Source organism: Paenibacillus sp. LHD-117 (genome assembly GCF_030929555.1).
Classification (GTDB): Bacteria; Bacillota; Bacilli; order Paenibacillales; family Paenibacillaceae; genus Pristimantibacillus.
The window spans coordinates 89416-112318 of record NZ_JAVFVT010000004.1; the positions used below are offsets into that span (position 1 = coordinate 89416).

General features: G+C 55.9%; 20 protein-coding genes. 2 read left to right on the forward strand and 18 right to left on the reverse strand.

What is annotated here, in order from left to right:
• Nucleotides 1-147: 147 nt before the first annotated feature.
• The 7 genes from RB620_RS03990 to RB620_RS04020 form a co-directional block, all read right to left on the reverse strand.
• Nucleotides 148-2331, reverse strand: a complete 2184-nt coding sequence (locus tag RB620_RS03990) for a RelA/SpoT family protein (protein ID WP_308092234.1) — start codon at nucleotides 2329-2331, stop codon at nucleotides 148-150.
• Between the two features lie 357 nt (nucleotides 2332-2688).
• Nucleotides 2689-3219 carry an adenine phosphoribosyltransferase gene (locus RB620_RS03995; RefSeq protein ID WP_308092235.1) on the reverse strand — a complete coding sequence of 177 codons (531 nt, stop codon included), beginning with the start codon at nucleotides 3217-3219 and terminating at the stop codon, nucleotides 2689-2691.
• A gap of 91 nt (nucleotides 3220-3310) precedes the next feature.
• Entirely contained in the window at nucleotides 3311-5326 is a 2016-nt protein-coding gene (gene recJ, locus RB620_RS04000) for a single-stranded-DNA-specific exonuclease RecJ (RefSeq protein WP_308092236.1), read from the reverse strand.
• A 31-nt stretch (nucleotides 5327-5357) separates the two neighbouring features.
• Nucleotides 5358-5774, reverse strand: coding sequence for a cation transporter dimerization domain-containing protein (locus tag RB620_RS04005; protein WP_308092237.1), 417 nt, complete (start codon nucleotides 5772-5774; stop codon nucleotides 5358-5360).
• Nucleotides 5775-5823: 49 nt separating this feature from the next.
• Nucleotides 5824-6744 carry a protein translocase subunit SecF gene (gene secF, locus RB620_RS04010; protein ID WP_308092238.1) on the reverse strand — a complete coding sequence of 307 codons (921 nt, stop codon included), beginning with the start codon at nucleotides 6742-6744 and terminating at the stop codon, nucleotides 5824-5826.
• Complete coding sequence (secD, locus tag RB620_RS04015) at nucleotides 6734-7969, reverse strand: protein translocase subunit SecD (protein ID WP_308092239.1); 1236 nt, start codon at nucleotides 7967-7969, stop codon at nucleotides 6734-6736. The genes secF and secD overlap by 11 nt, the downstream gene beginning before the upstream one ends.
• Before the next feature lie 81 nt (nucleotides 7970-8050).
• Complete coding sequence (locus RB620_RS04020) at nucleotides 8051-8290, reverse strand: post-transcriptional regulator (protein WP_308092240.1); 240 nt, start codon at nucleotides 8288-8290, stop codon at nucleotides 8051-8053.
• Between the two features lie 288 nt (nucleotides 8291-8578).
• On the opposite strand from RB620_RS04020, the gene spoVB reads away from it, so the two are divergent.
• Complete coding sequence (gene spoVB, locus RB620_RS04025) at nucleotides 8579-10189, forward strand: stage V sporulation protein B (protein WP_308092241.1); 1611 nt, start codon at nucleotides 8579-8581, stop codon at nucleotides 10187-10189.
• Here spoVB and RB620_RS04030 read toward each other — a convergent pair.
• On the reverse strand, nucleotides 10182-10961 hold the full coding sequence (locus tag RB620_RS04030; protein ID WP_308092242.1) for a YetF domain-containing protein: 780 nt from the start codon (nucleotides 10959-10961) through the stop codon (nucleotides 10182-10184). The genes spoVB and RB620_RS04030 overlap by 8 nt on opposite strands.
• Nucleotides 10962-11196: 235 nt before the next feature.
• Here RB620_RS04030 and RB620_RS04035 point away from each other — a divergent pair, with 235 nt between their 5' ends.
• The gene (locus tag RB620_RS04035; protein WP_308092243.1) at nucleotides 11197-11589 is read left to right on the forward strand and encodes a TIGR04086 family membrane protein; all 393 of its coding nucleotides are present in this window, start codon (nucleotides 11197-11199) and stop codon (nucleotides 11587-11589) included.
• A 371-nt stretch (nucleotides 11590-11960) separates the two neighbouring features.
• Here RB620_RS04035 and yajC read toward each other — a convergent pair whose 3' ends face one another.
• The 10 genes from yajC to ilvE form a co-directional block, all read right to left on the reverse strand.
• Entirely contained in the window at nucleotides 11961-12281 is a 321-nt protein-coding gene (gene yajC, locus RB620_RS04040) for a preprotein translocase subunit YajC (RefSeq protein WP_308092244.1), read from the reverse strand.
• A 14-nt stretch (nucleotides 12282-12295) separates the two neighbouring features.
• Complete coding sequence (gene tgt / locus RB620_RS04045) at nucleotides 12296-13429, reverse strand: tRNA guanosine(34) transglycosylase Tgt (protein WP_308092245.1); 1134 nt, start codon at nucleotides 13427-13429, stop codon at nucleotides 12296-12298.
• A gap of 43 nt (nucleotides 13430-13472) precedes the next feature.
• Entirely contained in the window at nucleotides 13473-14519 is a 1047-nt protein-coding gene (gene queA, locus RB620_RS04050) for a tRNA preQ1(34) S-adenosylmethionine ribosyltransferase-isomerase QueA (RefSeq protein WP_308092246.1), read from the reverse strand.
• Between the two features lie 10 nt (nucleotides 14520-14529).
• A complete protein-coding gene (locus RB620_RS04055; RefSeq protein WP_308092247.1) occupies nucleotides 14530-16665 on the reverse strand; it encodes a SpoIID/LytB domain-containing protein in 2136 nt (711 codons plus the stop codon).
• Nucleotides 16666-16723: 58 nt separating this feature from the next.
• Nucleotides 16724-17728, reverse strand: coding sequence for a Holliday junction branch migration DNA helicase RuvB (ruvB, locus tag RB620_RS04060; protein ID WP_308092248.1), 1005 nt, complete (start codon nucleotides 17726-17728; stop codon nucleotides 16724-16726).
• Between the two features lie 21 nt (nucleotides 17729-17749).
• Nucleotides 17750-18388, reverse strand: coding sequence for a Holliday junction branch migration protein RuvA (gene ruvA, locus RB620_RS04065; protein ID WP_308092249.1), 639 nt, complete (start codon nucleotides 18386-18388; stop codon nucleotides 17750-17752).
• Entirely contained in the window at nucleotides 18385-18888 is a 504-nt protein-coding gene (gene ruvC / locus RB620_RS04070) for a crossover junction endodeoxyribonuclease RuvC (protein WP_308092250.1), read from the reverse strand. Before ruvC ends, ruvA begins: the two co-directional genes overlap by 4 nt.
• 195 nt (nucleotides 18889-19083) lie before the next feature.
• Nucleotides 19084-19710: a BofC C-terminal domain-containing protein gene (locus tag RB620_RS04075; protein WP_308092251.1), complete on the reverse strand. Its 627-nt coding sequence runs from the start codon at nucleotides 19708-19710 to the stop codon at nucleotides 19084-19086.
• A 144-nt stretch (nucleotides 19711-19854) separates the two neighbouring features.
• Nucleotides 19855-21816, reverse strand: coding sequence for a LysM peptidoglycan-binding domain-containing protein (locus RB620_RS04080; RefSeq protein ID WP_308092252.1), 1962 nt, complete (start codon nucleotides 21814-21816; stop codon nucleotides 19855-19857).
• Nucleotides 21817-21983: 167 nt separating this feature from the next.
• Nucleotides 21984-22865 carry a branched-chain-amino-acid transaminase gene (gene ilvE, locus RB620_RS04085; protein WP_308092253.1) on the reverse strand — a complete coding sequence of 294 codons (882 nt, stop codon included), beginning with the start codon at nucleotides 22863-22865 and terminating at the stop codon, nucleotides 21984-21986.
• Nucleotides 22866-22903: the final 38 nt, after the last annotated feature.

Here is a 22903-nt window from a genome sequence, read left to right on the forward strand (position 1 = left end):
TTCAGCCGGAACTAAGCATATGCTTTCGAAGTATGTTTCCTCCGGAAACATTGCAGGTGCTCACGTAGTTCCACTACGCTCCGCACCTCATTTCCTAGCTTCATCCAATCTTCTCGGTGCTGAAAATCGGATTTTTTGAACCCGCAATTATTGCATAATGCGCTGCACGGAATAAATATCCTGTACCCGCTTGATCTTCTCCACGACCGCCGACAGGTGATCGATATTGCGAATGAGCACCGTCATATGAATAAGCGCCATTTTGTTTTTCACGGAACGTCCCGTTACGGCGCTTATATTCGTTTTGCTCTCGGACACGGCTTGCAGCACTTCGTTCAAGAGGCCTCTGCGGTCGTGGCCGGTAATTTCGATGTCGACGCTGTAATTGGCCTCGATCGAATCTTCCCACTCCACCTCGATGACGCGTTCCGCTTCTTCGCCGTCCGCGCCGAACGGGATGTTCAAGCAGTCCATTCGATGTACGGACACGCCGCGACCGCGCGTAATGTAACCGACGATCGCATCCCCCGGAACCGGGTTGCAGCAGCGGGCGAACCGGACGAGCAGATTGTCGACGCCCTTCACGGTCACGCCGTGATTCGGCCTGCTCTTCTTGCCCGGAGCCGAAGCTTTGATTTCCTTCAGCTCGCCGGTCAGCTCGATCTGGTTGGCTTCTTCCGCTTCCTTGCGCATCTTCTCGGTCAGCTTCGTGCAGATCTGCGCCGCCGTAATGCCGCCGAAGCCGATCGCGGACATCATGTCTTCGATGTCGTTGAACGTATATTTCGCGGCCGCTTCCTGCAGCTTGTCGTCGCTCATCCAAGCGGACGGCTCAAGTCCGAGACGCTTCAGCTCGCGCTCCAGCATCTCGCGGCCCTTGGCCACGTTCTCTTCCCGCTTCTCCTTCTTGAACCATTGGCGGATCTTGCTGCGGGCATGCGACGACTGGGCGATCTTGACCCAATCCTGGCTCGGCCCGTACGAATGTTTCGACGTTAGAATTTCGACGATATCCCCGGTCTTCAGCTTGTGGTCAAGCGGAACGATCCGGCCGTTCACTTTGGCGCCGATCGTCCGGTTGCCGACCTCCGTATGAATCCGGTACGCAAAGTCCAGCGGAACGGAACCTGCCGGCAGCTCGATGACTTCCCCGCTCGGCGTGAAGACAAACACCAAGTCGGCGAAAAAATCCATTTTCAGCGATTCCATAAATTCCGACGCGTCGCGGGCTTCCTGCTGAAGCTCGAGAATTTCGCGGAACCACGACATTTTGTCCTCGAAATTGCCGTCCGGCACGACCATGCCTTCCTTGTACGCCCAATGGGCCGCGATGCCGTACTCCGAAGTGCGGTGCATCTCCCAGGTCCGGATCTGAACTTCCGTAGGTTCACCGTTCGGACCGATCACGGTCGTATGGAGCGATTGGTACATGTTCGCCTTCGGCATGGCGACGTAATCCTTGAACCGGCCGGGCATCGGCTTCCATAAAGTATGGATGATGCCTAACGTGGCGTAACAGTCTTTAATATTTTCTACGATGATGCGAATGGCGAGCAGGTCGTATATTTCGTTGAACTGCTTGTTACGCGTCGTCATTTTTTTATAAATGCTGTATAAATGTTTGGGTCGACCGGAAATATCGCCTTCGATGCCCATCTCCTCGAGCTTCTCCCGGATCCGGGTAATAACGTCGTCGATAAACTGCTCGCGCTCGGCGCGTTTTTTCTTCATGAGATTCGCGATGCGGTAATATTGCTGCGGGTTCAGGTAACGGAGCGCAATGTCCTCCATCTCCCACTTGATCGCCGAAATGCCGAGCCGATGCGCGATCGGGCAAAAAATTTCAAGCGTCTCGTAAGCGATTCGCCGCTGCGATTCCTCCGACTGATACTTGAGCGTTCGCATATTGTGAAGGCGGTCCGCCAGTTTGATGAGAATGACGCGGATGTCTTGGGCCATGGCGACGAACATTTTGCGGTAGTTTTCGTTCTGCTGCTCTTCCTTGGACTGGAACCGGATTTTCTCCAGCTTCGTCAGTCCGTCCACGAGCATGGCGCATGTTTCGCCAAATTTCGCGCGGACGGTCTGCAAATCCACCGTGGTGTCTTCGACGACGTCATGAAGAAGCGCCGCGATAATCGACAGCACGTCCATGCCCATATCCACCAATATATCCGCGACCGTGACCGGATGCAAAATATAAGGTTCCCCCGACTTCCGCACTTGTCCATGATGGGCCTGCTCCGCGAAGTCGTAGGCTTCCTTGATGCGTTCGAGGTCCTGCTCCTTCATATACGCGGATGCCTTCTCAAGTAATTGCTCTATGCCCATGAAACGTCCCTTCCCAAAAAGAAACGGCGGCTCCGTCCTACGCGGACGAGCCCTCAAGCCGATTCTCGAATAAGTGGTAGCCAAGTATGGCTAAAGCCCTAACCTGCGTCTATGTCAAGCGCTGACGGTTATCGCCAAAGTTCGGCTAAATTTCCGAGTTTTCTAATGTGAGTTTTCTAATATTATGCCTTTAACAGTCCCGCCGCGTCAACTTCCGGCTTAGAAAATCGACCGCGCAGAGCTGAAGATTCAAAAAAAAGAAACCGCCCCGCGTCGGAAGAAGGGGGTTAAACCCGGCATTTCCTTGCGAAGAGGTTCCTTTTGGATATGTTGCCGCTACTAATAGCGCGATCGTTCTTATTCGTACGTCATTAGCGAGAAGACGTCGATGCCTTCCAGCTTGGTGCGTCCCGTCAAATAAGCCAATTCGATCAGGAATGCGGCTCCGACGACTTCACCGCCTAATTGCTTGATCAGATTGATGGATGTCGCGATCGTGCCGCCTGTCGCGAGCAGGTCGTCTGCGATCAGAACGCGTTGGCCGGGCGTAATGGCATCCGTGTGCATCGCCAATTGATCCTTGCCGTACTCCAAATCGTAATTAGCCGTAATGGTCGCACCCGGCAGCTTGCCGCTCTTGCGGATCGGCGCGAAACCAACGCCAAGCGCGATCGCGAGCGGAGCCCCGACAACGAAGCCGCGTGCTTCGGGTCCGGCCACGACGTCAATGTTCAGATGTTCGACGGCCGCGCGCATCTCCTCGATAACCGCGCGGTACGCGCCTCCGTCCTTGAGCAAGGTCGTAATATCCTTGAACCGGATGCCCGGCTGCGGGAAGTCGGGAATTACCCGAATATAGTCTTTGAAGTTGTAAATTGTTTTGGACACAGGTGGTCAATCCTTTCTCGCTAAACATGCTTATCGCAGTTAAATTTCATCATCCATATATCGATTTGCCGATTCGCTTCCGATACACCCGCTAAGCGGGCGAATGCGCGGCTTGATAACGCCGCAATTCCGATTGGTAGCGCTCGGACGAAGCCAGCTCCCGCTTTGCGGGCGCAGCCGCGACGGTTACGTAGCCGCCTCGGATCGCGATAAAGCCCAGCTCATCGAATACGTCAAGCATAAGCTGAACCGCGCTAACCGTCAAGCCGCAGCCGGCCGCAAGTTTCTCGGCCAGTCCGCGCTCCGGCGCTTCCTTCAGCCTCCTAAGCTGCTGATAAACCGCGCCGAACTGCTCCCGTTCGGGGAAACGTTCCGGCAGCGCGCGTTCGTAATGAACATCATGGAGCTGAAGCTGCGGCTTCCGCTGCCCATTCCATTCGTTGATGGACAGCTCGCCGACCAGATCGATCAGGCAGCCATGAACAAGCGATCCCGCCGCCTGCCCCATGCCGAAGCCGATCGCGTCCAGTCCGGATCTGCCGCTGCCGAGAGACAGCTTCAGATGTTTCGATTCCTTGCCGATCGCCCGCTTGTCCGCGACGCCAACCTGATCGAACAAGAGGCGCGGAGAAGGATTGCCGACGCCGAACGGCTCTAACAGGGCTAGCTGGGAGATGGTCTCCAGCGTCGCGTCCCGAAGTCCGCACCGGAGATCGATGGCGGACTTCGGTATCCAGTCGTCATCGCTTAGGCGCTCCGCCGCGAGCGTTGACATGCGAAGCTCCAGTAGTTCCAGGTTGTCGCGATGCAAGCTCATGCCGGCTGCGGCTTGATGGCCGCCGTAATGGTCGAGCAGCGCTTCGCATTCCGTAAGCGCGGCGTGCAGATCGAACCCTTCGATGGATCGGGCCGAGCCTTTGCACATCCCCGTCTCCGCATCGATGCCAAAGACGATGACCGGCTTGTAATAACGCTCGAGAATTTTGGAAGCGACGATCCCGATGACGCCTACGTTCCAACCTTCGCCGGCGAGCAAGATGACGGACGGTTCCGAGGCGCCGTTCGCAGCCGCCGCTTCGCGTTTCGCGAGCCATCCCGCTTCCGCTTCCTTCACGATGTCGTCGACGATGCGCTGACGTTCCTTGTTCAAGCTGTCCAGCCCGATCGCGGCAAGAATCGCGGTGTCGTAATCGTTCGTCGTAAGCAGCTCGACCGCTCGCTTCGCGTGGTCCAGCCTGCCGGCCGCGTTAATCCTCGGAGCCATTCCGAACGCGATTCCCGTCGACGTGAGTGCATCAAGCTCAAGGCCTGCGGCTTCTGCGAGCGCGCGGAAGCCGATGCTCGCCTCCTTCCGCATCCGCTCCAGCCCGTATTTGACCAGAATGCGATTCTCGTCCAGGAGAGGCATCAGATCCGCGATCGTTCCAAGGCTGACGATATCCGCCCACTCAAGCGGAGGACGCTCTATCAACGCGGTAGCGAGTTTGAACGCAACGCCAACGCCGGCCAGTCCTTTGAACGGATAAGGGCAATGCTCCTGCTTCGGATTCACGACCGCAACCGCTTCCGGTATGCGATCCGGCGGTTCGTGGTGGTCCGTCACGACGATATCAATACCGCAGGATTTGGCGTATTCCACTTCTTCATACGCGCTGATCCCGGTATCGACGGTCACGATCAACGTCACGCCTTCGTCTGCCGCAAGCTTGATCGCTCCTTTGTTTAAGCCATATCCTTCGAGCGCTCGGTGAGGAATGTAATAATCGTAAATAAGGCCTACCGCACGAAAAACATGACATAACAGCGAAGTGCTGGATACGCCGTCAGCGTCGTAGTCGCCGTATATGCGGACCTTTTCGCCGCGTTCGCGAGCTTCCCGTATGCGCTTCACGGCGGCGTCCATGCCGTGCAGGAGATAAGGATCATGGAGATGATCCGAATTGCCGTGCAGAAACCGGCTTGCGCTTTCGCTATCTGCGTACCCGCGCTGGACAAGCAGCCTACCCACAAGAGGAGGCACGCCGAGCTCCTCGCAGAGCCGGCGTGCCTTCGCTTCGCTGGTTTCATTCCATTCCGCCAATTGCCAGCGGGTCTTTCTCGTAATCATCAGGTTTCTTCTCCTTCCTGCTGTCTAATGCCTATTGCAGCAGTGTGGGCATCTGCTCCTGATTAGGGTCGTGATTGGATTTGTATGGATACCCGGGATCATAAGGCTCAACGTAAATCATAACTTCGGATAAGTGCAGGAATCGGTGCATGAGCAGAAGCTTAACTCTTTTCGCAATGTCTTGCCCTTCCAGCACCGTTATTCTAGGATTTACGCTAATCACGATTTCGGCCACGACATAATGCCCTTGTTCCCTTGCCCGAAGCGACTGGACCGTCACGACGCCCTCGACGCGTTGAACGACTTGCATGAGTTCTTCCGCCGATTCCTCCCGCTTCCGGTCCATTCCGCCTTTCCCGATGCCACGAAACAGAACGTTCGTCACGTGATCCCATAAGCGTTTCTTGCCGACGGGCCGTCTGCCGCCCTCTCGCTCTCTGGTTGACATGTGTTCCATGTACCTCCTGTATCGCAAGCGTATTGCCTAAAAGTGATGATTAAGGAGCCGTCTTCGCTGCAGCTTTCTGCTTTGGTTTCTCTCTACGCTTGAAGAGGAACCACAGCGGGCTCGCGATGAATATCGTCGAATACGCGCCGCTGACGAGACCGACAAGCAGGGCAAGCGAAAACATTTTGATCGAAGGACTGCCCAGCAAGAAAATACATGTCGTCACGATAACGACCGTCAAGACCGTATACATATTACGGGCCATCGTCTGCCAGATGCTGGCGTTGACGAGATGGGCCAGCTGTTCTTCGTTCTTGATTTGGGAGAATCGCATATTCTCACGGATCCGGTCGAAAATGACGATTTTGTCGTTGATCGAGTAGCCTAGCGTCGTCAGCACCGCCGCGATAAACGGAAGATCCACCTCGAAGCGGAAGATCGAAAACACCGCGATAACGACGAAGCTGTCGTACAAAATAGAAATATTCGAAGCGAGCGCGAAGCGCCACTCGAAACGGATCATGACGTAAAGCATAATCCCTAGGCTGGCGATCAGGATCGCCCAGATCGTCTTGATTCCCAGCTCTTGCGCAAGCTCGGGGGACACGACGTTAACCTCGGCCGAAATCTCCTCGCCGTATTTCGCTTTCAGAGCCGCGAGCACTTTGGACGATTGCTCTTGATTCAGAATATCGTTGAAGCGGATCGTTACCCGGTCGTTGTTCGCGCCGCCTACGGTCGGCGTTTCATCGGGAAAGCCGGCCGCGTCCATCGTTGCCTTCACGTCCTGCTGGGTAACCGATTTGCCCATCGAGACGTCCATGTTTGTTCCGGCTTTGAAGTCGACGCCGAAATTGAGTTGGAACAAAAGCAAGGAAATGATGCCCGCGAGCGTTAGCGCGATGGGAAAGATAAAAAATTTGTTCCGGTTTTTGATGATGTCGTACCGGATTTTAGTATCAAAGTTCACGGATTTCACTCTCCTTCACGCCGTAGTAGCTTGGTTTCAAGAACCGGTTGCTTCGTACGAGCAAATCCAAGAGGAAACGCGCGAAATAAATATTCGTGACGATGCTGACCAGAATACTGAAAATCATCGTAAGCGCAAACCCTTTGATGGCGCCGTCGCCGATGAAGAACAAAACGGTACTTGCGATGATCCCTGTAATGTTGGCGTCCATAACCGTTCTGAACGAGTTTTTGGAACCGGCCTTCAGGGAAGACAGCATGCTCTTGCCCGTCCGGATTTCTTCCTTGATCCGCTCAGCGGTAATGATATTGGCGTCGACCGCCAGCCCGACGCCGAGCACGAAGGCCGCGATGCCCGGAAGCGTCAGCGTCGCATTCATCAAATTCTGCACGAGAATAAGCATCCAAGCGTACGTAATGATCGTAATCGCCGCCACGAAGCCCGGCACGCGGTAGACGATGACCATAAACACGAGGACGATCAGCGAGCCCAGTATGCCGGCCGTGACGGTATCCTTGAGGGATTCCATCCCGAGCTTGGCACCGACGCTCTGCGTATACTTCTCTTCCAGCTTAAGCGGCAAAGAACCCATGTTGATGAGGTCGCGCAATTCCCTCGCCTCCTCGGTGGAGGAATTGCCCATCTCGATGACCGCGCTGTCGCTGGCGATTACTTGATTGACCATCGGACTCGAAATCTCTTCTTCGTCCAGATAGATCGACATCGTTTTGCCTACCAGCTTGGTCGTTACTTCCTCGAACTTCTTCGCGTCTTTCAGCTTGATCGTGACGACCGGCTGATTCAGCTCGTTAAATTCCAGCCCCGCCGCATTCTCCACGAAGTCCGTTCCGTTCAGCATGATTTCGCCTTCCGGCGATCTGAATGTAAGGTTGATCGGTTTCGCAAGCAATTCCCGAACCGCCGTCTCGTCCTCGATGCCAGGCAGCTTGACGCGGATGCGGTTCTCGCCCTCCGTCGTAATCTCCGGCTCTACAAGACCTTGTGCGTCCACCCGATCCTGCAAGCTTTGCGCCGTTTGCTTCAAGCTCTCCGGCGTTACCGCCGCACCGCCTTCGAACGGCACCGCTTCGTAAAGCACCTCGAAGCCGCCTTTCAAATCAAGGCCTAGCTTGACGCCTTTCAGCAGCCAAGGGCTTGTCCCCGCCATCACGGCGAACGCGACGACCACGACCATGAGGAAGGCTACTATTCTCTTCCCGAACATACGACTGAATCCTCCTTATGATCTCAATATTCCCATTATACAGATGGCGCAAAAACGAGTCAAAAAGAAAGAACCTCTCCGTTAGAACGAGGTTCCCTTATACGCGCTAAGCGTCATATGGTTCATGAATTGCGTGACCTTCAGCGACAGGATGTCGTTGACCATCTTGTGCAAACCCGGCTGGCCCGTCTTAACGTAACCCGCGCTGACGCATTCCCAAACTTCCTTGCCCGTAACGTGCTCGTAGCCGATGAGCCGGAATTCCTCCGCTTTGCTGAGACACAACTCTTCGATCATTGCGTTAAGCTCTTCATCCGCCATGGCTAACCTCCCGTATCCGTATCCGTCTTCCGTAAATTCTAAGAATTTATAAGTTTTGCACCTTATCCATGCTTAGAATTCTCGGAATGAAACGCGCTTCTCCGCTAGAGGACTGTGACAGCCGTTTCACCTTACTTCCTATGTATTCGATGCCGCTCTCCATTCTCCTGCCGGGACGCGAGTGAACAAAATTGGCAGACATGGAAGTGGACATGCCACGCATAAAGATAATGATATGGGTACAAGCAATGCGGCAAGGTCCAAACCGAAGGAGTTGAGTTGCTAGCCATGACGAAACAAACCTTTATAAAAGGAGCCATGATCCTGCTCGCCGCCGGCATCGTGAACCGGATACTTGGCTTCGTTCCGCGGATTACGCTCCCGCGGATCATCGGCGCGGAAGGCGTGGGGCTCTATCAATTGTCCTACCCGTTCCTCATCGTCATGCTGACCATCATCACCGGAGGCATTCCGCTTGCGATCGCCAAGTGGATCGCGGAGGCGGAATCGACAGGCGACACCCGCCGCGCCAATCATATTTTCCGCACTGCCATGTTACTGACGGTAGCCGTCGCTGTCGTGCTGACGATAGCCATGCTGCTCTTCGCTCCTTACATTATCCGCTATCTGCTGCCGGACACGCGAGTCTATCGCACTTTCCTCATGATGACGCCCCTGCTTCTGATCATAGGCGTTTCTTCCGTATACCGCGGATACTTCCAAGGCAAACAAAACATGATTCCTGGCGCTCTGTCCCAGACGCTCGAGACGATCATCCGGATTATCGCTTCGCTCGTCTTCGCCTACATGCTGCTGCCATACGGTCTCGAATGGGCGGCAGCCGGCGCCATGCTTGGCGTTGTCGCGGGAGAGCTCGGGGGATTAGCCGTGCTGTTGTGGAATTTTCGAAGACGCAAGGAAGATCGTAAATCGAGGAAGACAGTAGCCGATAGGGACGAACCGGGAACCGCCGAGAATATGGGCAAAGGAACGAACAGCGTCAAGAAGGGCGCTGTCGGCAGCGAGCCGGTCCTGAAGCGGCTGCTTGGTTTATCCCTTCCGGTTACGGGTAGCAAGCTGGTCGGTTCGTTATCCTATTTGCTGGAGTCGATCTTCACCGCCAAAAGCCTGGCCGCGGCAGGGATCGTAACCGGCATTGCCACTGCGCAATACGGGGCGCTGCAAGGCATGATCATTCCGCTGCTGCTGCTTCCCACGGCATTAACTTATTCGCTGGCCGTATCGCTCGTACCGTCGTTGTCGGAAGCCGCCGCGCGCGGCGACAAGGCGCTGATTCAGAAAAGGATGCATCAATCGATGCGGATCGCTCTTGTATCCGGCGCACCGTTCGTCGTCGTCATGAGTTTGTTCGCCGAGCCGCTGTGCCGCATCATTTATGCGCATGAGGAATATGCCCCGATGCTTCAGCTTATGGCGCCGATCGGCATATTTATTTACCTGCAGGCTCCGCTGCAGGCCGCGCTTCAAGCGCTCGACAAACCCGGGTCGGCGCTCATGAATACGTTCATTGGTGCGGCGGTGAAGCTTATACTGATCGTGCAGCTGGCGTCCAAGCCGGAACTTGGCATCTACGGCGCTTTGATCGCGATCAACGTCAATATCGTGCTCGTGACGCTTCTGCACGGCATTAGCGTGCTTCGTTTTATCGGCTTCCGCATGAAATTCACTGATTTCGTCAAAGTAGGCGCAGCCATGGTCATCATGGGAGCGGCCGCGCAATGGATCATGCACCGCATGCCGATGACGCTGGAATGGATCGCCCTCGTGTCCGCGTGCTTCATTAGCGTCATTCTTTATCTGCTGCTCATGATTTGGATGAAAATCATCGATCGTCACGACATTGCGCGCATCCCTTGGATCGGCGCGTGGTTTAGGTGAATTTTTTCTGATGGACGTCCACAAATATTTTTCCCTTATGATCGATTGTGCAGAGGAACACTTCCTTGAAATCATGTACATTTTCCTCTTGCAGCGCATTTTTGAGCCAGAATCGCGTCTTCTCGATTTTGGCAAGGTTTTCGTCCTGCACCTTGCCGTCCATAATAAGCGGAATCGGCAATATTTCGAATCGGTAGCCCGAAGGTATAATTTTTGTTTTCCCGCTTCGCGTTGGGTTTTGAGTTTGACCGTTCTTTACGCTCATTAGGTTCGAAACGGATGCGGTTGATTTCTCGGGTTCTTCCGAATTCGATTGATCGTCATCTTCCCTCGGAATAACCGACAGCTTCCCGCTTGTCTCAAGAATGGCGAATTCAACGTCGGCGACGGAAGTTATTTTATTCTCTCGAAGCTGAAGCATCAAATCGTCCAAGTTATACCTCTGCTTACGCATGACGTCCTTGTTGATTTTCCCTTTGTCGATCAAGACGCTTGGCTTGCCGTCGAACAACAACCGGATTTTTCGATTGCTCATGGCGAGCAGCGCCATGCTGACCTGTATGACAAGCAGCGCTACCATCGGGACGACCCCATCCCAGATCGGCCTTTCGACATCTTCTATGACAATGACCGCGATCTCGGCGATCATAACCGAAATGATCAGATCCAGCACCGACAGTTTGCCGATTTCCCGCTTTCCCATTAACCGCATAATCAGGAATACGACAAAATAAATGACCGTAGTCCGGATCAACAGGCTCCACAATTCCAAAGGTTAGCGCCTCCTCCGTTCATTCGGCCCGCGCGATAACCAGAGGGTGGCTCTCGGGCGGTCCGGCCTTCGCTCAAGCTCGTACAGCTATTCTCACCTTTGGGGCATCGCCTCATACGGAAGAAAGAACGCGAATATATGGCAAAATCTATGGCGGGCGCATGAACTCCTTGTACTATTTCGGCCGGCTTGGCCATATGGTGTACTAATACCATGAATCGAATGGAGGAATAGGATGAGCTCCGTCAAGCAATCCCCTAAACCGCCCGTAATCGGACCCCCGTTACTTGCGGGAGTCGCATTCTCCTTGATCTGGCTGGCAGCAGGCGCCCTGCTGCTGTCCTTCATGCTCCACTTCGGCAATATGAAAGAAAACGAGCTGGGAACCTACTCGATGCTCGTTCATGCCGCTTCCGCGCTGGCGGGAGGTTTCTCTTCGGGCAGACGTTCGGAGAGGCGCGGCTGGTATAACGGCGGATTGCTTGGCGGAATTTACGGCATTCTGGTCATCATCGTCAGCTTCCTCGCTTCCAACGCGTCTATATCCTGGCACAGCCTGCTGATGCTGGCAGCGGTTCTTCTGGCCGGAGCCTTTGGAGGAATGATCGGCGTCAATCTCAAAAGGTGAGGAAACCTCCCTAAATTCCGTTACCTTCGCGACTTCGGCGCTTCCTTAAACGGTACGTCGAACCGGACGGATGGCTAACGGAGCGTACAGCCGCTATTCTGCCTTTCATGCCTCATTTTAAAATCTAACGGAGTTACGCGCGCTTATTGGATGGATTTCTAGGGAAATGGCCACGTTTGACAGTCAATAGCGGCCTCCTGCTCCGTTAGAATTTGTTAACCGCCGATTTGAATCGAATAACGGCTTTGGCCTCCGTTAGCCATCTCGCGCCTGATTGATTCATTTAGGTCGATCACGGTCTAGTTAATCTCTATTCGTGTACAAAAAAGAACGGCCCGCGGAATATTCCGCGGGCCGTTCTTCTATGGCGATTATTCCTTCTCCGTTGCGGCAGGCGCCGAGCTAACGACGGCGTTAACCGCGCTGCGCTCGAACGTCATCTTCGTCGTATCGTTGACGCGCAGAACGACCGTATCGTCGGCCATCTCCACGATCGTGCCGTGCAAGCCGCCGATCGTCGTCACTTTGTCGCCCTTCTTGATTTGGTTCAGCATGGAGCTGCGTTGTTTTTGTTTCTTCTGTTGCGGACGAATAAGCAAGAAGTAAAATACTGCGAACATCAGAATAAACGGCCAGATCAGCTGCCAAATGTTTTGGGAACCGCCAGCACCTTCTGCTAGTAATTGAGACATGGAATTCACCCCTTTCAAAATCCTCTGTCGTTATCATTCAGCCCGTAAGCCTCGAAGAAGGAATCCCGGAAGTCGAGCAGTCGGTCTTCCATGATGGCTTGACGGACGTCACGCATAAGCTGGAGCAAGAAATGCAAATTATGATAGGTCGTGAGGCGAATGCCGAACGTTTCGTCCGCTTTCAAAAGATGGCGAATATAGGCCCGGGAATAATTCGTGCACGTATAACAGGAGCAATTCGGATCGAGCGGACCGAAGTCTTCCGCGAACTTCGCGTTGCGGATCACCAATCTGCCGCTGCTCGTCATGGTTGTCCCATTGCGGGCAATGCGCGTCGGCAATACGCAGTCGAACATGTCGATGCCACGGATCGAGCCTTCCACAAGCGCGTCCGGGGATCCGACGCCCATCAAATAACGAGGTTTGTCGGCGGGCAACTCGGGCACCGTATAATCGAGCACATCATACATCAAATGCTTAGGCTCGCCTACGCTCAGTCCACCAATAGCATACCCCGGGAAATCCATGGAAGTCAAATCTTTCGCGCTCTGTATGCGCAAATCCTTGTGCATGCCGCCCTGCACGATCGCGAACAGCGCTTGGTCATGCGGCCTCGCGTGCGCGGCAAGGCATCGTTCGGCCCAGCGGGACGTCCGCTCGGTCGATTGTTTCACGTATTCGTACTCCGCAGGGTAAGGCGGACATTCGTCGAACGCCATCATGATGTCGGAGCCGAGCGCGTTCTGAATCTCCATCGCGACCTCGGGCGAGATGAACAGCTTGTCGCCGTTCAGATGGGACCGGAAGTGAACGCCCTCCTCCGAAATTTTCCTCATCTCGCTTAAGCTGAATACCTGGAACCCGCCGCTATCCGTCAGGATCGGACGATCCCAGTTCATGAACTTATGAAGTCCGCCGGCTTGCTTCACGATGCCGTGACCGGGACGGAGGAACAGATGGTACGTATTGCTCAGAATAATATGGGCATCCATCTGCTTCAGCTCTTCGGGGCTCATCGTCTTTACGGTTGCTTGCGTTCCGACCGGCATGAAGGTCGGCGTCTCGATGACGCCGTGCGGCGTATGGACGCGGCCGAGCCGGGCTCCGGATTGTTTGCATTGTTTGATCAATTCGTATTTGACTGCCACTTTTACACGCTTCCTATTCTTTGAGATGAACGAACGTCATCCGTTATTCGATAAACATCGCGTCGCCGAAGCTGAAGAACCGGTACTCGCGTTCGATCGCTTCTTTGTACGCGCGCATAATATGTTCTCTTCCCGCTAGCGCGCTGACCAGCATGACAAGCGTCGACTTCGGCAGATGGAAGTTCGTTAGCAACGCATCGACCAGCTTGAACGAATAGCCGGGATAAATAAAGATCGACGTCCAGCCGCTACAAGCTTCGATGGCCGCGCCTTCGAATCGGGCCGCCACCGTCTCCAGCGTGCGGGCCGACGTCGTGCCGACCGCCGCGATCCGCTTGCCTTCCGCCTTCGCCTCCCGGAGAATGGCCGCGTTTTCTTCGTCCAGCTCGTAATATTCCGCATGCATTTCGTGCTCTTCCACAAGCTCCGCCGACATCGGACGGAACGTGCCGAGGCCGACGTGAAGCGTAACGTATGCCAGCTTGACGCCTTTGGCTTGCAGCTTGCCCAGGAAGTCTTCCGTAAAATGTAGTCCCGCCGTCGGCGCGGCTGCCGATCCTTGATGTTTGGAATATACCGTCTGGTATCGCTCGCGCTCTTCCAGCCGCTCTTTAATATAAGGAGGAAGCGGCATTTCGCCAAGCTTGTCGAGCAGCTCTTGGAAGATCCCTTCATAGAGGAACCTGATCTCTCGAGCGCCTATATCGCCTTCTGCGAGCACCTCTGCCTTCAGCAGCGGCTGTCCGTTCCCATCGTCGCCAAAGCCTACGACCGTTCCCGTCTTAAGCCGTTTCGCCGGTTTGGCGAGCGCCTCCCAGCGGTCCCCGTCCAGTTGCTTCAGCAACAGCAGCTCCGCCTTCGCCCCGGTATCGAGCTTCGCGCCCACCAATCTGGCGGGCAACACTCTCGTATTGTTCAGGACAAGCACGTCGCCATCGTTTAATCGGCCTTCCAAATCCGTGAAAACGCCGTGACGGATCTCGCCCGATTCCTTGTCCAGCATCAGCAGCTTGGAAGCGGTTCGCTCCGCGAGCGGCGTCTGGGCGATCAGCCGTTCGGGCAATTCAAAATCAAACCAATTTACGTTCATATCGAAGTAATCATTCCTTAGCCAATGTTATGCCATTATAGTAGTATTTCAAAATATATTCATAGTCATACCCTTGCTTCGCCAGGCTGTAGGCGCCGTATTGCGAGAGTCCCACGCCGTGCCCGTAGCCGGTGCCTGAGAAGGCGAACGCCGGCGTCTTTGTCGCCGCGCGCACTTCGCCTTTGCCGTCAAGGACGAAGAGATGGTCTTGAGCGTAAGCGGCGGATTTGCCCCCGCTGCCCATGACGTACAGCTTCTTCGAATCGTCGGTTCTCGTCGACGTCGCTCCCGACGCGCCTCGAATCACGACTTTGCCGGTCTCTTCCACGTCGAACTTCGTGCTGGGGAGGGATCCGCCGTAACCTAAGGCCGAGCGCAGAGCGTCAGGCGACGAGACGCCGAGCTTCGCGCCGTTCACCGTCAATTCCGTTGCGCGGCCGGATGGTCCGCGCTTGCCGACTTCCAGGGAGGTAATCGGCCCCGTCACCTTCGGACTTACTCTCGCGTTCATGACCGTAAGCAGCTCGTCGCTCGTGAACGGGCCTCGCTCCCAACTCATCGGGTTGGACTCGATCACTTTGTCGATCGCGATCAGCGTAGTGCCTTTCTGTATCTGGGCGATGACGGGCACCGTATCCTGGATGACCGGATGGCGGCGAATGTTCGTCGCATCCGTGGTCGATTCCAATATGGCGCTGCCCGCTTCTGTCATTCGGCCCGTATCCGCAACCAGATCCTCGCGAATATAGCCGATCGCGCCGCTTGGCAATACGACGCGGTACCAGCTTCGAAGACCTGCCTCGGAAATATCGTCCGGACTGCCGACCGGCTGCAAATACGGGATGGCGTTATTCCACGCTTCGGAAGCATCGGCCGTCATGCCGCCTCCGCTCGATGAATAAATCGCTTCGATAACCTTGCCGTTGTAAAGAGCTACGACACCTTTCGTCGCTTCGACCGCGTCCGTCGAGGACGGGCGCTCCACGCTCGAGCCGAAATAAGCCTGGCTGAGCGTCGTATCGACGACATGAGCGATTTGGAAACCGAAACCTTTGTTCAGCGCGTAAGACCTTGCGGCCACCGCCTGCGCCTTCAGCGCCTCGAGCGGCCAGGATGTATACATCTCGACCGCCACGACGGAATACAGATATTCCTCGAACGGCAGCTCGTTAATGACGGCAAGCTTGCCATTAAACGAGCTAAGCTCGAAGCTTCCCCTATACGTCCGATTGCTTCGCTCAGCGAGTCCGATGACGGCATCGCCTGCCGGCGCGATCCATACCTTCATGTCGCCGCCGCCGGGGAATTGATACAGCTCGTGGCTCGCGTTCGCCTTGCCGCCAACCGTATGGTCCCTGCGAATGATCATATGACGGGACTGAGGGGCGACGGCTTTGAGCGCCGCGCCGTTCGGGACGGCGGCCGCGGAGGCTTGAACGGCGGGCAGCCGTTCCTGCGCGGTCTCGCTGCCTACCATCACGGAGTAGGTTTCTTTCTCTCCGATGCTCCGCACGGCGACGAAGGCATCGAGACCCGCTCCGCCGAAAGCGGCCGCCGCCGTCTGCGCGTCCTTCTTGCTGCCGTACGGCGCCGTCTCCAAATGGAACGGGCCTTGCAGGGCGGGCTTGTACGCGCCGAGCAAACCTGTCAGCTTGGCGTCGCCCGTCCAACGGGCGAGCGCCACAGCAGCCTCCGCTTCGGTTTTGTATGTACCTTCAGCGACTTGGAACCGCGCCGCGCCGATCGTCGGGATCGACGTCAGGAACGCCGCGCCGCCGCTTGCCTTCACGTATTGATATACGGCTAGCGCGGCAGCGAAAGTCTCCGACTCGTACAGCTTCGCCTTGTAATCGTCCGCGCCGAACCTTGCGCTCTGGTCCGCTGGGACGCCGAACCAGGCTTGCTCTCCGGCGGGCTCCCGAATGCCGACGCTTAAGCCCCCTTGCGACGAGAACGTCGCGGCAGGCGTCGTCGTATCGTATTTGCCGGGCAGGTGCAGAAATAATGCGACCCTTATCTTATCCAGAGTCGGCACCGCCGCGCTCGACGGCTGCGCCGTCCAGGTCGATGCCAGCAACGCCATTGCTATCGTCACAAGCGCAATTCGCCTGTATGACGGCTTATTTGGCTTGTTCGTCTTCCTCATTGACATGCTCCTCTCGTATGTATGGATCGCAAGTTGTTATCGTCCGTTCATCGGCTTGTTAGGGACGGCCGGGAATCGGCAGACCGAGATGACGGTACGCGCTGTCCGTAGCGATTCTTCCTCTCGGCGTCCGCTGCAGGAAACCGATTTGCATCAGATACGGCTCGTACACGTCTTCGATCGTCTGGCTTTCTTCCCCGATCGTCGCCGCGATCGTATCGAGTCCGACCGGACGCCCCGAGAAGGTTGTCATCATCGCGTGCAGCATCTTGTGGTCGATATGGTCGAGCCCCATCGGATCGACCTGCAACAGCTCTAGCGCGGAGCGCGCGATTTCGTGCGTGATGACGCCGTCTCCCCGCACCTGCGCGAAATCCCTGACGCGCTTCAGCAGCCGGTTCGCGATCCGCGGCGTCCCTCGCGAGCGCATCGCAATCTCTTCCGAAGCTTCGCCAACGATTGAGACATTCAAAATTTCGGACGCGCGTGATACGATAAATGCCAGCTCGTCCACTGTGTAGAATTCCAGCCTGCTCACGACGCCGAACCGGTCGCGCAGCGGCGCGGACAGCAATCCCGCGCGCGTCGTCGCGCCGATCAGCGTGAACGGCGGCAGATCGAGCCTGACCGAGCGCGCGCTCGGCCCTTTGCCGATCATAATGTCGAGAGCAAAATCCTCCATCGCCGGATACAGCACTTCCTCGACCGTGCGGTGGAGCCGGTGAATCTCGTCGATAAACAAGACGTCGCCTTCCTGCAGGTTCGTGAGAAGCGCCGCGAGATCGCCGGGACGTTCGATGGCGGGTCCGGACGTCGTGCGCAGGTTCACGCCGAGCTCGTTGGCGATAATATTGGACAACGTCGTTTTGCCGAGTCCCGGAGGACCGTACAACAGCACATGGTCAAGCGCTTCCTTGCGCATCTTGGCCGCTTCGATATAGATTTTGAGATTCTCTTTCGCTTTGGTCTGTCCGATATATTCGGCCAGATAACGCGGCCTGAGGCTCAGCTCGACCGCTTGGTCTTCCATCATCAGGTTCGCGGAGATGATTCTGTCGTCCATGTTCGGTCTCTCTCCTTTCCGTTACCCTTTGAACAGCTGCTGCAGCGCCCGCTTCATGAGCGAGTCGACGGACTCGTCCGGGGTAACGCTTCCTTGCAGGCCGTTCCACGCGCGGTCAAGCTCCGCAGCCGTATAGCCTAGAGCCGCGAGCGCTTCACGCGCCTCTTCCCATGCGGTGCCGGCTCCTTGCCCGTTGCCGATGCCCGCCGCGCCAAGCTCGGCGGCAAAGCCGGCAGCCGTCAGTAGCAGCCCTTCGCCTCCCGCGCCGATCAGCTTGTCCTTCAAATCCAGCACCATGCGTTGAGCCGTCTTTTTGCCGATGCCCGGCAGCTTCGTCAGAAACGTTAAGTTCTCTTGCTGAATCGCCGCAATAATCGCTTCCGGACGCCCCGCGGACAAAACGCCGAGCGCCACGCGCGGACCGATCCCCGACACATCGAGCAGCTTGCGGAACAACGTCTGCTGCTCCCTCGATTCGAAGCCGAACAGATGGATCGCGTCCTCCCGGACATGATGATGGATATAAACGACAATCGGTTCGTCCTTGCCCGCGAACGCGTACGGGTTCGGCGTGAACACGCGGTAGCCGGTATCTCTTACGTCCATCACGATGTATTCGGCTTCGATATGGACGACCGGTCCTCTTAAGTAATCGATCATGAACGTTTCACCTCGTTGATTTTGTTAGCCAGCACCGCCGAGTGGGCATGGCAGATCGCCACGGCCAACGCGTCCGCGACGTCGTCGGGCTTCGGTATCGCCGACAGCCTTAGGAACATCTTCACCATCTCCTGTACCTGCCGCTTCTCTGCCTTGCCATAGCCTACGACGGCCTGCTTCACTTGAAGCGGCGTATATTCCGCAACCGGAAGCCCCCGCTGCGCCGCCGCCAAAATAATGACGCCACGCGCCTGCCCGACCGCGAACGCGGTCGTAACGTTGCGGTTGAAGAACAGCTTCTCTACCGCGACCGAATCCGGCTTGTACCGGTCCATCAGCGCGCCCGCCGATTCGTATATCTGCACCAGCCGAGTCTCGGCAGGCGTATGCGCTTCCGTCGTAATCGCGCCATATTGCACGGGCGTCAGCTTATGCCCGTTTTTGTCCACGAAACCAAAACCCGCAATCGCGATGCCGGGGTCAATGCCTAATACGCGCAAGCCGTCAACCCCTTCAGTATGTAATAAAGACGAATAACTACGATTCTTGTCCGTCCTTCATTATAACAAAAGAAACCCGAAATGAGAACGAACGTTTGTCCATTCTGTGAGCGACCGATCGTAAAATGACAAAAAAGCCGCCCGGCTGTCCGGGCGGCAATTCGATTCGTTGATTTTAATGATATCCTTTAGAATTCAGTAGCTATGTTTCTGGCTTGCCGCGTCCTCGGTTTCCATCGCATAATCGCTGTACGTCGACAACACGCTGTTGTATTCGTCGATATCGCTGACCCGAATGCCCTGGGAAAGCTGGTCGAGCTGATCCTGCGGCAGACTGCTCTCCATGAACCTGACGTCCAGTTGGAAGAACGTTCGCATCACCTTCTCATTGCTCGGTTCCCCGTTGAACAAGGAGAAATTGCCGTTCCGATCCATGCCGAAATAAGCGTTCGACTTGCACTCGGACGACAGATCATCGATCTGCTGCATGACGCGCACCGTCCGGCCGTCCTCTTCAAGGCTCGCGCTCCACTCCGGATGCTGCCTGAGCAGCTGGATGATCGTCTCCGGCTTCATCAGCCCGAGCGGCTCCGTCTCTTCTCCGCACACATAGATTCGATGAAGCTTCACTTGCACCGGGGCGTTCCTGTCTTGCAAGTAGCTGCCGATCGACGGCGTTTCATATAGGTCTGTCTCGGCGCAAGCCGGCTGCGGCGCGGCCGCTATCGCCAACATGATCGCAAATCCGCCTAACGTCCATAACGGCCTGCGGTTTCTTCGGATTTTTTTTTTGACTTGCTTCCACAAGCTGAACCACATCATGGGGAAGCCCCCTTTGGCTTTCGTTTTGCTGATAGTGTGCGCCAGAAATGGGTAATTATTCAGACATGGCAAACAATGCGGCAAAATAAAGAAGCAAGCCCCGGCGCTGCGGAGCTTGCTTCTTTTTCAGCTTATAAATCTACGTTAACGATTCAGCCATGGCCGGCTGCCGATCGTCGTTTTTTTCTTCGGACGCGGTGCGACAGTCCGGATCGCCGCTTTTTTGCCTTTTTTGCGCGGTTTCGGAGCGGCGAATTTGCCGGAGGTTTGTTTCGGCTGCTCCAACTCGTCTTCGCGCTTGCCGCCGCAGCCGCAATCGTCATTCGCGGTATTGGCCGTTTGAACAGGCGACACCCCTGCGTTTTGCTGCCAGAGCGGGTATGGCGCATATGGCGGGTAAGTCATCGGATAACCGCCTCCGTCATAACTTGGCATCGACAAGGTCGACATCGTGCTCGGAAGCCCTTTCGTCGGCATGCCCGACATTGGCGAGACCATGCCCGCATTTGGCATGTTCGACAACGGCGACACCATGCCCGCATTGGACATGTTCGACAGCGGCGATACCATGCCCGCATTGGACATGTTCGACAGCGGCGACACCATGCCCGCATTGGACATGTTCGACAGCGGCGACACCATGCCCGCATTGGACATGTTCGACAGCGGCGACACCATGCCCGCATTGGACATGTTCGACAGCGGTGACACCATGCCATTCTCGTTCATGCCCGAAAATGCTTCAGGATAACCCCAACCAGGGCCACCTCCGCCGTAAGGCATAGGTAAAGGATACCCCGTCATGAAGGTTCCCGGCGGGCAATCGTATGGGAACATCGGCGCCATTTCGCCGTATGGGGATATTCCGCCATGCGCTCCGTACGGCGAAACGCTCGGTTGATGGTTCATATAGATCGCTTCGGTAGCCGGCACGTAGTATTGCTGGAACAAATTCATATCCATGTTCTGCATGTATTCGGAATGGGCCGGGCTCACTTTATGCTCGACCGGCTTCTCGATCGGCAATGCTTTTTTGCCCGCGTAAGGAGTTGGCGAAACATTCGGTCCGGCATTGTTCGTCGACAGCGGAGCCATGTTGTTCGTGCTAAGCGGCGAAACGTTCGTCGACAGTGGAGCCACGTTGTTCGCGCTGAGCGGCGAAACCGGCGTATTCGGCAATGTTTTGCCTGTTCCGGCAGACAATGGCTCGACTTTGCCCGTGCCAAGCGGAGCAATGTTGGACGACAGCGGTTCGACCTTGCCCGTGCCGAGCGGCTCGACCTTGCCCGTACCCAGCGGCTCGACCTTGCCCGCGCCGAGCGGCTCGACCTTGCCTGTTCCCAGCGGCTCGACCTTGCCCGTACCTAGCGGTTCGACCTTGCCCGTATCCAGCGGCTCGACTTTACCTGTACCTAGCGGTTCGACCTTGCCCGTATCCAGCGGCTCGACTTTACCTGTACCTAGCGGTTCGACCTTGCCCGTATCCAGCGGCTCGACTTTCGTTTCCTTCGGTGCTGGCGCCGGGGCTGGGTTTGGAACCGGCGATACGATCGGGCCGGTTGGCGTTTTTCCGGCGATCGGTGCCGTATTTTTTTTGTCCGTCGCAAGTCCCGTCAGCGTCTTGCCGATCGCCGCCGGAGCGGTCGACAGCTTGCCGACGATGCCTTGCACGCCCTGCTTGATCGATGTCGGGTGCAGAGGATGCGCGACGCCCGTCGGCGTCTTCCCTGGGTTGCTCATCGCATGCATGGCGGATGCCGGCACGATCGTATCGGCTTTTGGTATGTTTACGACTTCCCCCGTCAGAAGCACGTTCGGGTTTTTCAGATGCGGATTGGCATAAATCATCGTCGCCAGCGGAACGCCCCATGCTTTCGAAAGCTTCCACAACGTATCCCCTTGCTTCACGACATGCTGATGCATAACTTCCATTCCACTGATGCCGTTTTGTCCTTGCACGGTTGGGATTTTTAGTTTCATCCCCACCTCAAGAACATCCGGGTTCGTAATGCCCGGGTTCAAGCTCAAAATTTCTTCGATCGAAACATTGTATTTTTGGCCGATGAAATACAACGTATCGCCTTTTTTTACGAGATGGATTTTCACTCGCCGACAACCTCCTGTCACGTTCTGGATAACTCGGCACGGCTAATGCCTGTTATCAATCTCTACATCCTATGCAGCACATGGGCAGGTGTCGCCATCTTCGCAAAAAAAACCTGCCCGGACGCATGTCTCCATGTCGCCCCGGGCAGGTTCTTCGCAAATATGCGTTATTCGTAAACTTTAACTCCGTCGACCGTAACGATGCTGCGGAACTGCTCAAGCAGATGCGTCGTGATCGGGCCGGCTTGTCCGGAACCGATTTTGCGTCCATCGACTTCGCGAACCGCGATAACTTCGGCAGCCGTGCCCGTGAAGAACACTTCGTCCGCGACGTACACGTCGTGCAGCGTGAACGGCTCTTCCTTCAGCTTGTAGCCAAGCTTGCCGCAAAGCTCCATGATCGCAGCGCGCGTAATGCCTTCCAGCGCGCCGATGTAGCATGGAGGCGTATAAACGACGTTGTTTTTGATGATGAAAATATTGTCGCTGGAGCCTTCCGCCACGTAACCTTGCGCGTTCAGCATGATCGCTTCGCCGACGCCGGCGAGGTTCGCCTGGATTTTGACCAGGATGTTGTTCAGGTAGTTCAGCGATTTGATCTTTGGATTCAGCGCGTCCGGAATGTTGCGTCGCTGGGATACCGATACGGACACGAGACCGTTGCGATAAGCCTCCTCCGGGTAGATCGCCAGCTGCTCCACGATAATGATGACGAAAGCGGAAGGGCAGCGGCGAGGATCAAGCCCAAGATTGCCGGGACCACGGGATACGACGAGGCGAATGTAGCCGTCGCGCAGCTCGTTGCGGCGAATCGTCTCGACGAGCGCGGCTTGCATTTCGTCGATCGTAAGCGGAATGTCGAGCATGATCGATTTGGCTGAATCGTACAGCCTGTCAAGATGCTCCTTGCATTTGAAAATATTTCCCTCATAAATGCGAATGCCTTCGAAAATGCCGTCCCCGTACAAAAAGCCGTGATCGTAGACGGAAACTTTCGCGTCTTCCTTCGATACGAAATCGCCGTTTAAGTAAATCCATTGCTGTGCCATACCTTCCCTTGCACCTCCGAGAAATAGTCATTCCAATC

Excerpts from the sequence above, each read along its gene's own strand:
- ruvA (WP_308092249.1), bottom strand. The coding sequence starts at position 18,388 with ATGATCGATTACTTAAGAGGACCGGTCGTCCATATCGAAGCCGAATAC.
- yajC (WP_308092244.1), bottom strand. The coding sequence starts at position 12,281 with ATGTCTCAATTACTAGCAGAAGGTGCTGGCGGTTCCCAAAACATTTGG.
- queA (WP_308092246.1), bottom strand. The coding sequence starts at position 14,519 with ATGAACGTAAATTGGTTTGATTTTGAATTGCCCGAACGGCTGATCGCC.
- spoVB (WP_308092241.1), top strand. The coding sequence starts at position 8,579 with ATGACGAAACAAACCTTTATAAAAGGAGCCATGATCCTGCTCGCCGCC.
- secD (WP_308092239.1), bottom strand. The coding sequence starts at position 7,969 with ATGTTCGGGAAGAGAATAGTAGCCTTCCTCATGGTCGTGGTCGTCGCG.
- RB620_RS04020 (WP_308092240.1), bottom strand. The coding sequence starts at position 8,290 with ATGGCGGATGAAGAGCTTAACGCAATGATCGAAGAGTTGTGTCTCAGC.
- RB620_RS04075 (WP_308092251.1), bottom strand. The coding sequence starts at position 19,710 with ATGATGTGGTTCAGCTTGTGGAAGCAAGTCAAAAAAAAAATCCGAAGA.
- RB620_RS04005 (WP_308092237.1), bottom strand. The coding sequence starts at position 5,774 with ATGTCAACCAGAGAGCGAGAGGGCGGCAGACGGCCCGTCGGCAAGAAA.
- RB620_RS04035 (WP_308092243.1), top strand. The coding sequence starts at position 11,197 with ATGAGCTCCGTCAAGCAATCCCCTAAACCGCCCGTAATCGGACCCCCG.
- RB620_RS04055 (WP_308092247.1), bottom strand. The coding sequence starts at position 16,665 with ATGAGGAAGACGAACAAGCCAAATAAGCCGTCATACAGGCGAATTGCG.
- RB620_RS03990 (WP_308092234.1), bottom strand. The coding sequence starts at position 2,331 with ATGGGCATAGAGCAATTACTTGAGAAGGCATCCGCGTATATGAAGGAG.
- ruvB (WP_308092248.1), bottom strand. The coding sequence starts at position 17,728 with ATGGACGACAGAATCATCTCCGCGAACCTGATGATGGAAGACCAAGCG.
- recJ (WP_308092236.1), bottom strand. The coding sequence starts at position 5,326 with ATGATTACGAGAAAGACCCGCTGGCAATTGGCGGAATGGAATGAAACC.
- ilvE (WP_308092253.1), bottom strand. The coding sequence starts at position 22,865 with ATGGCACAGCAATGGATTTACTTAAACGGCGATTTCGTATCGAAGGAA.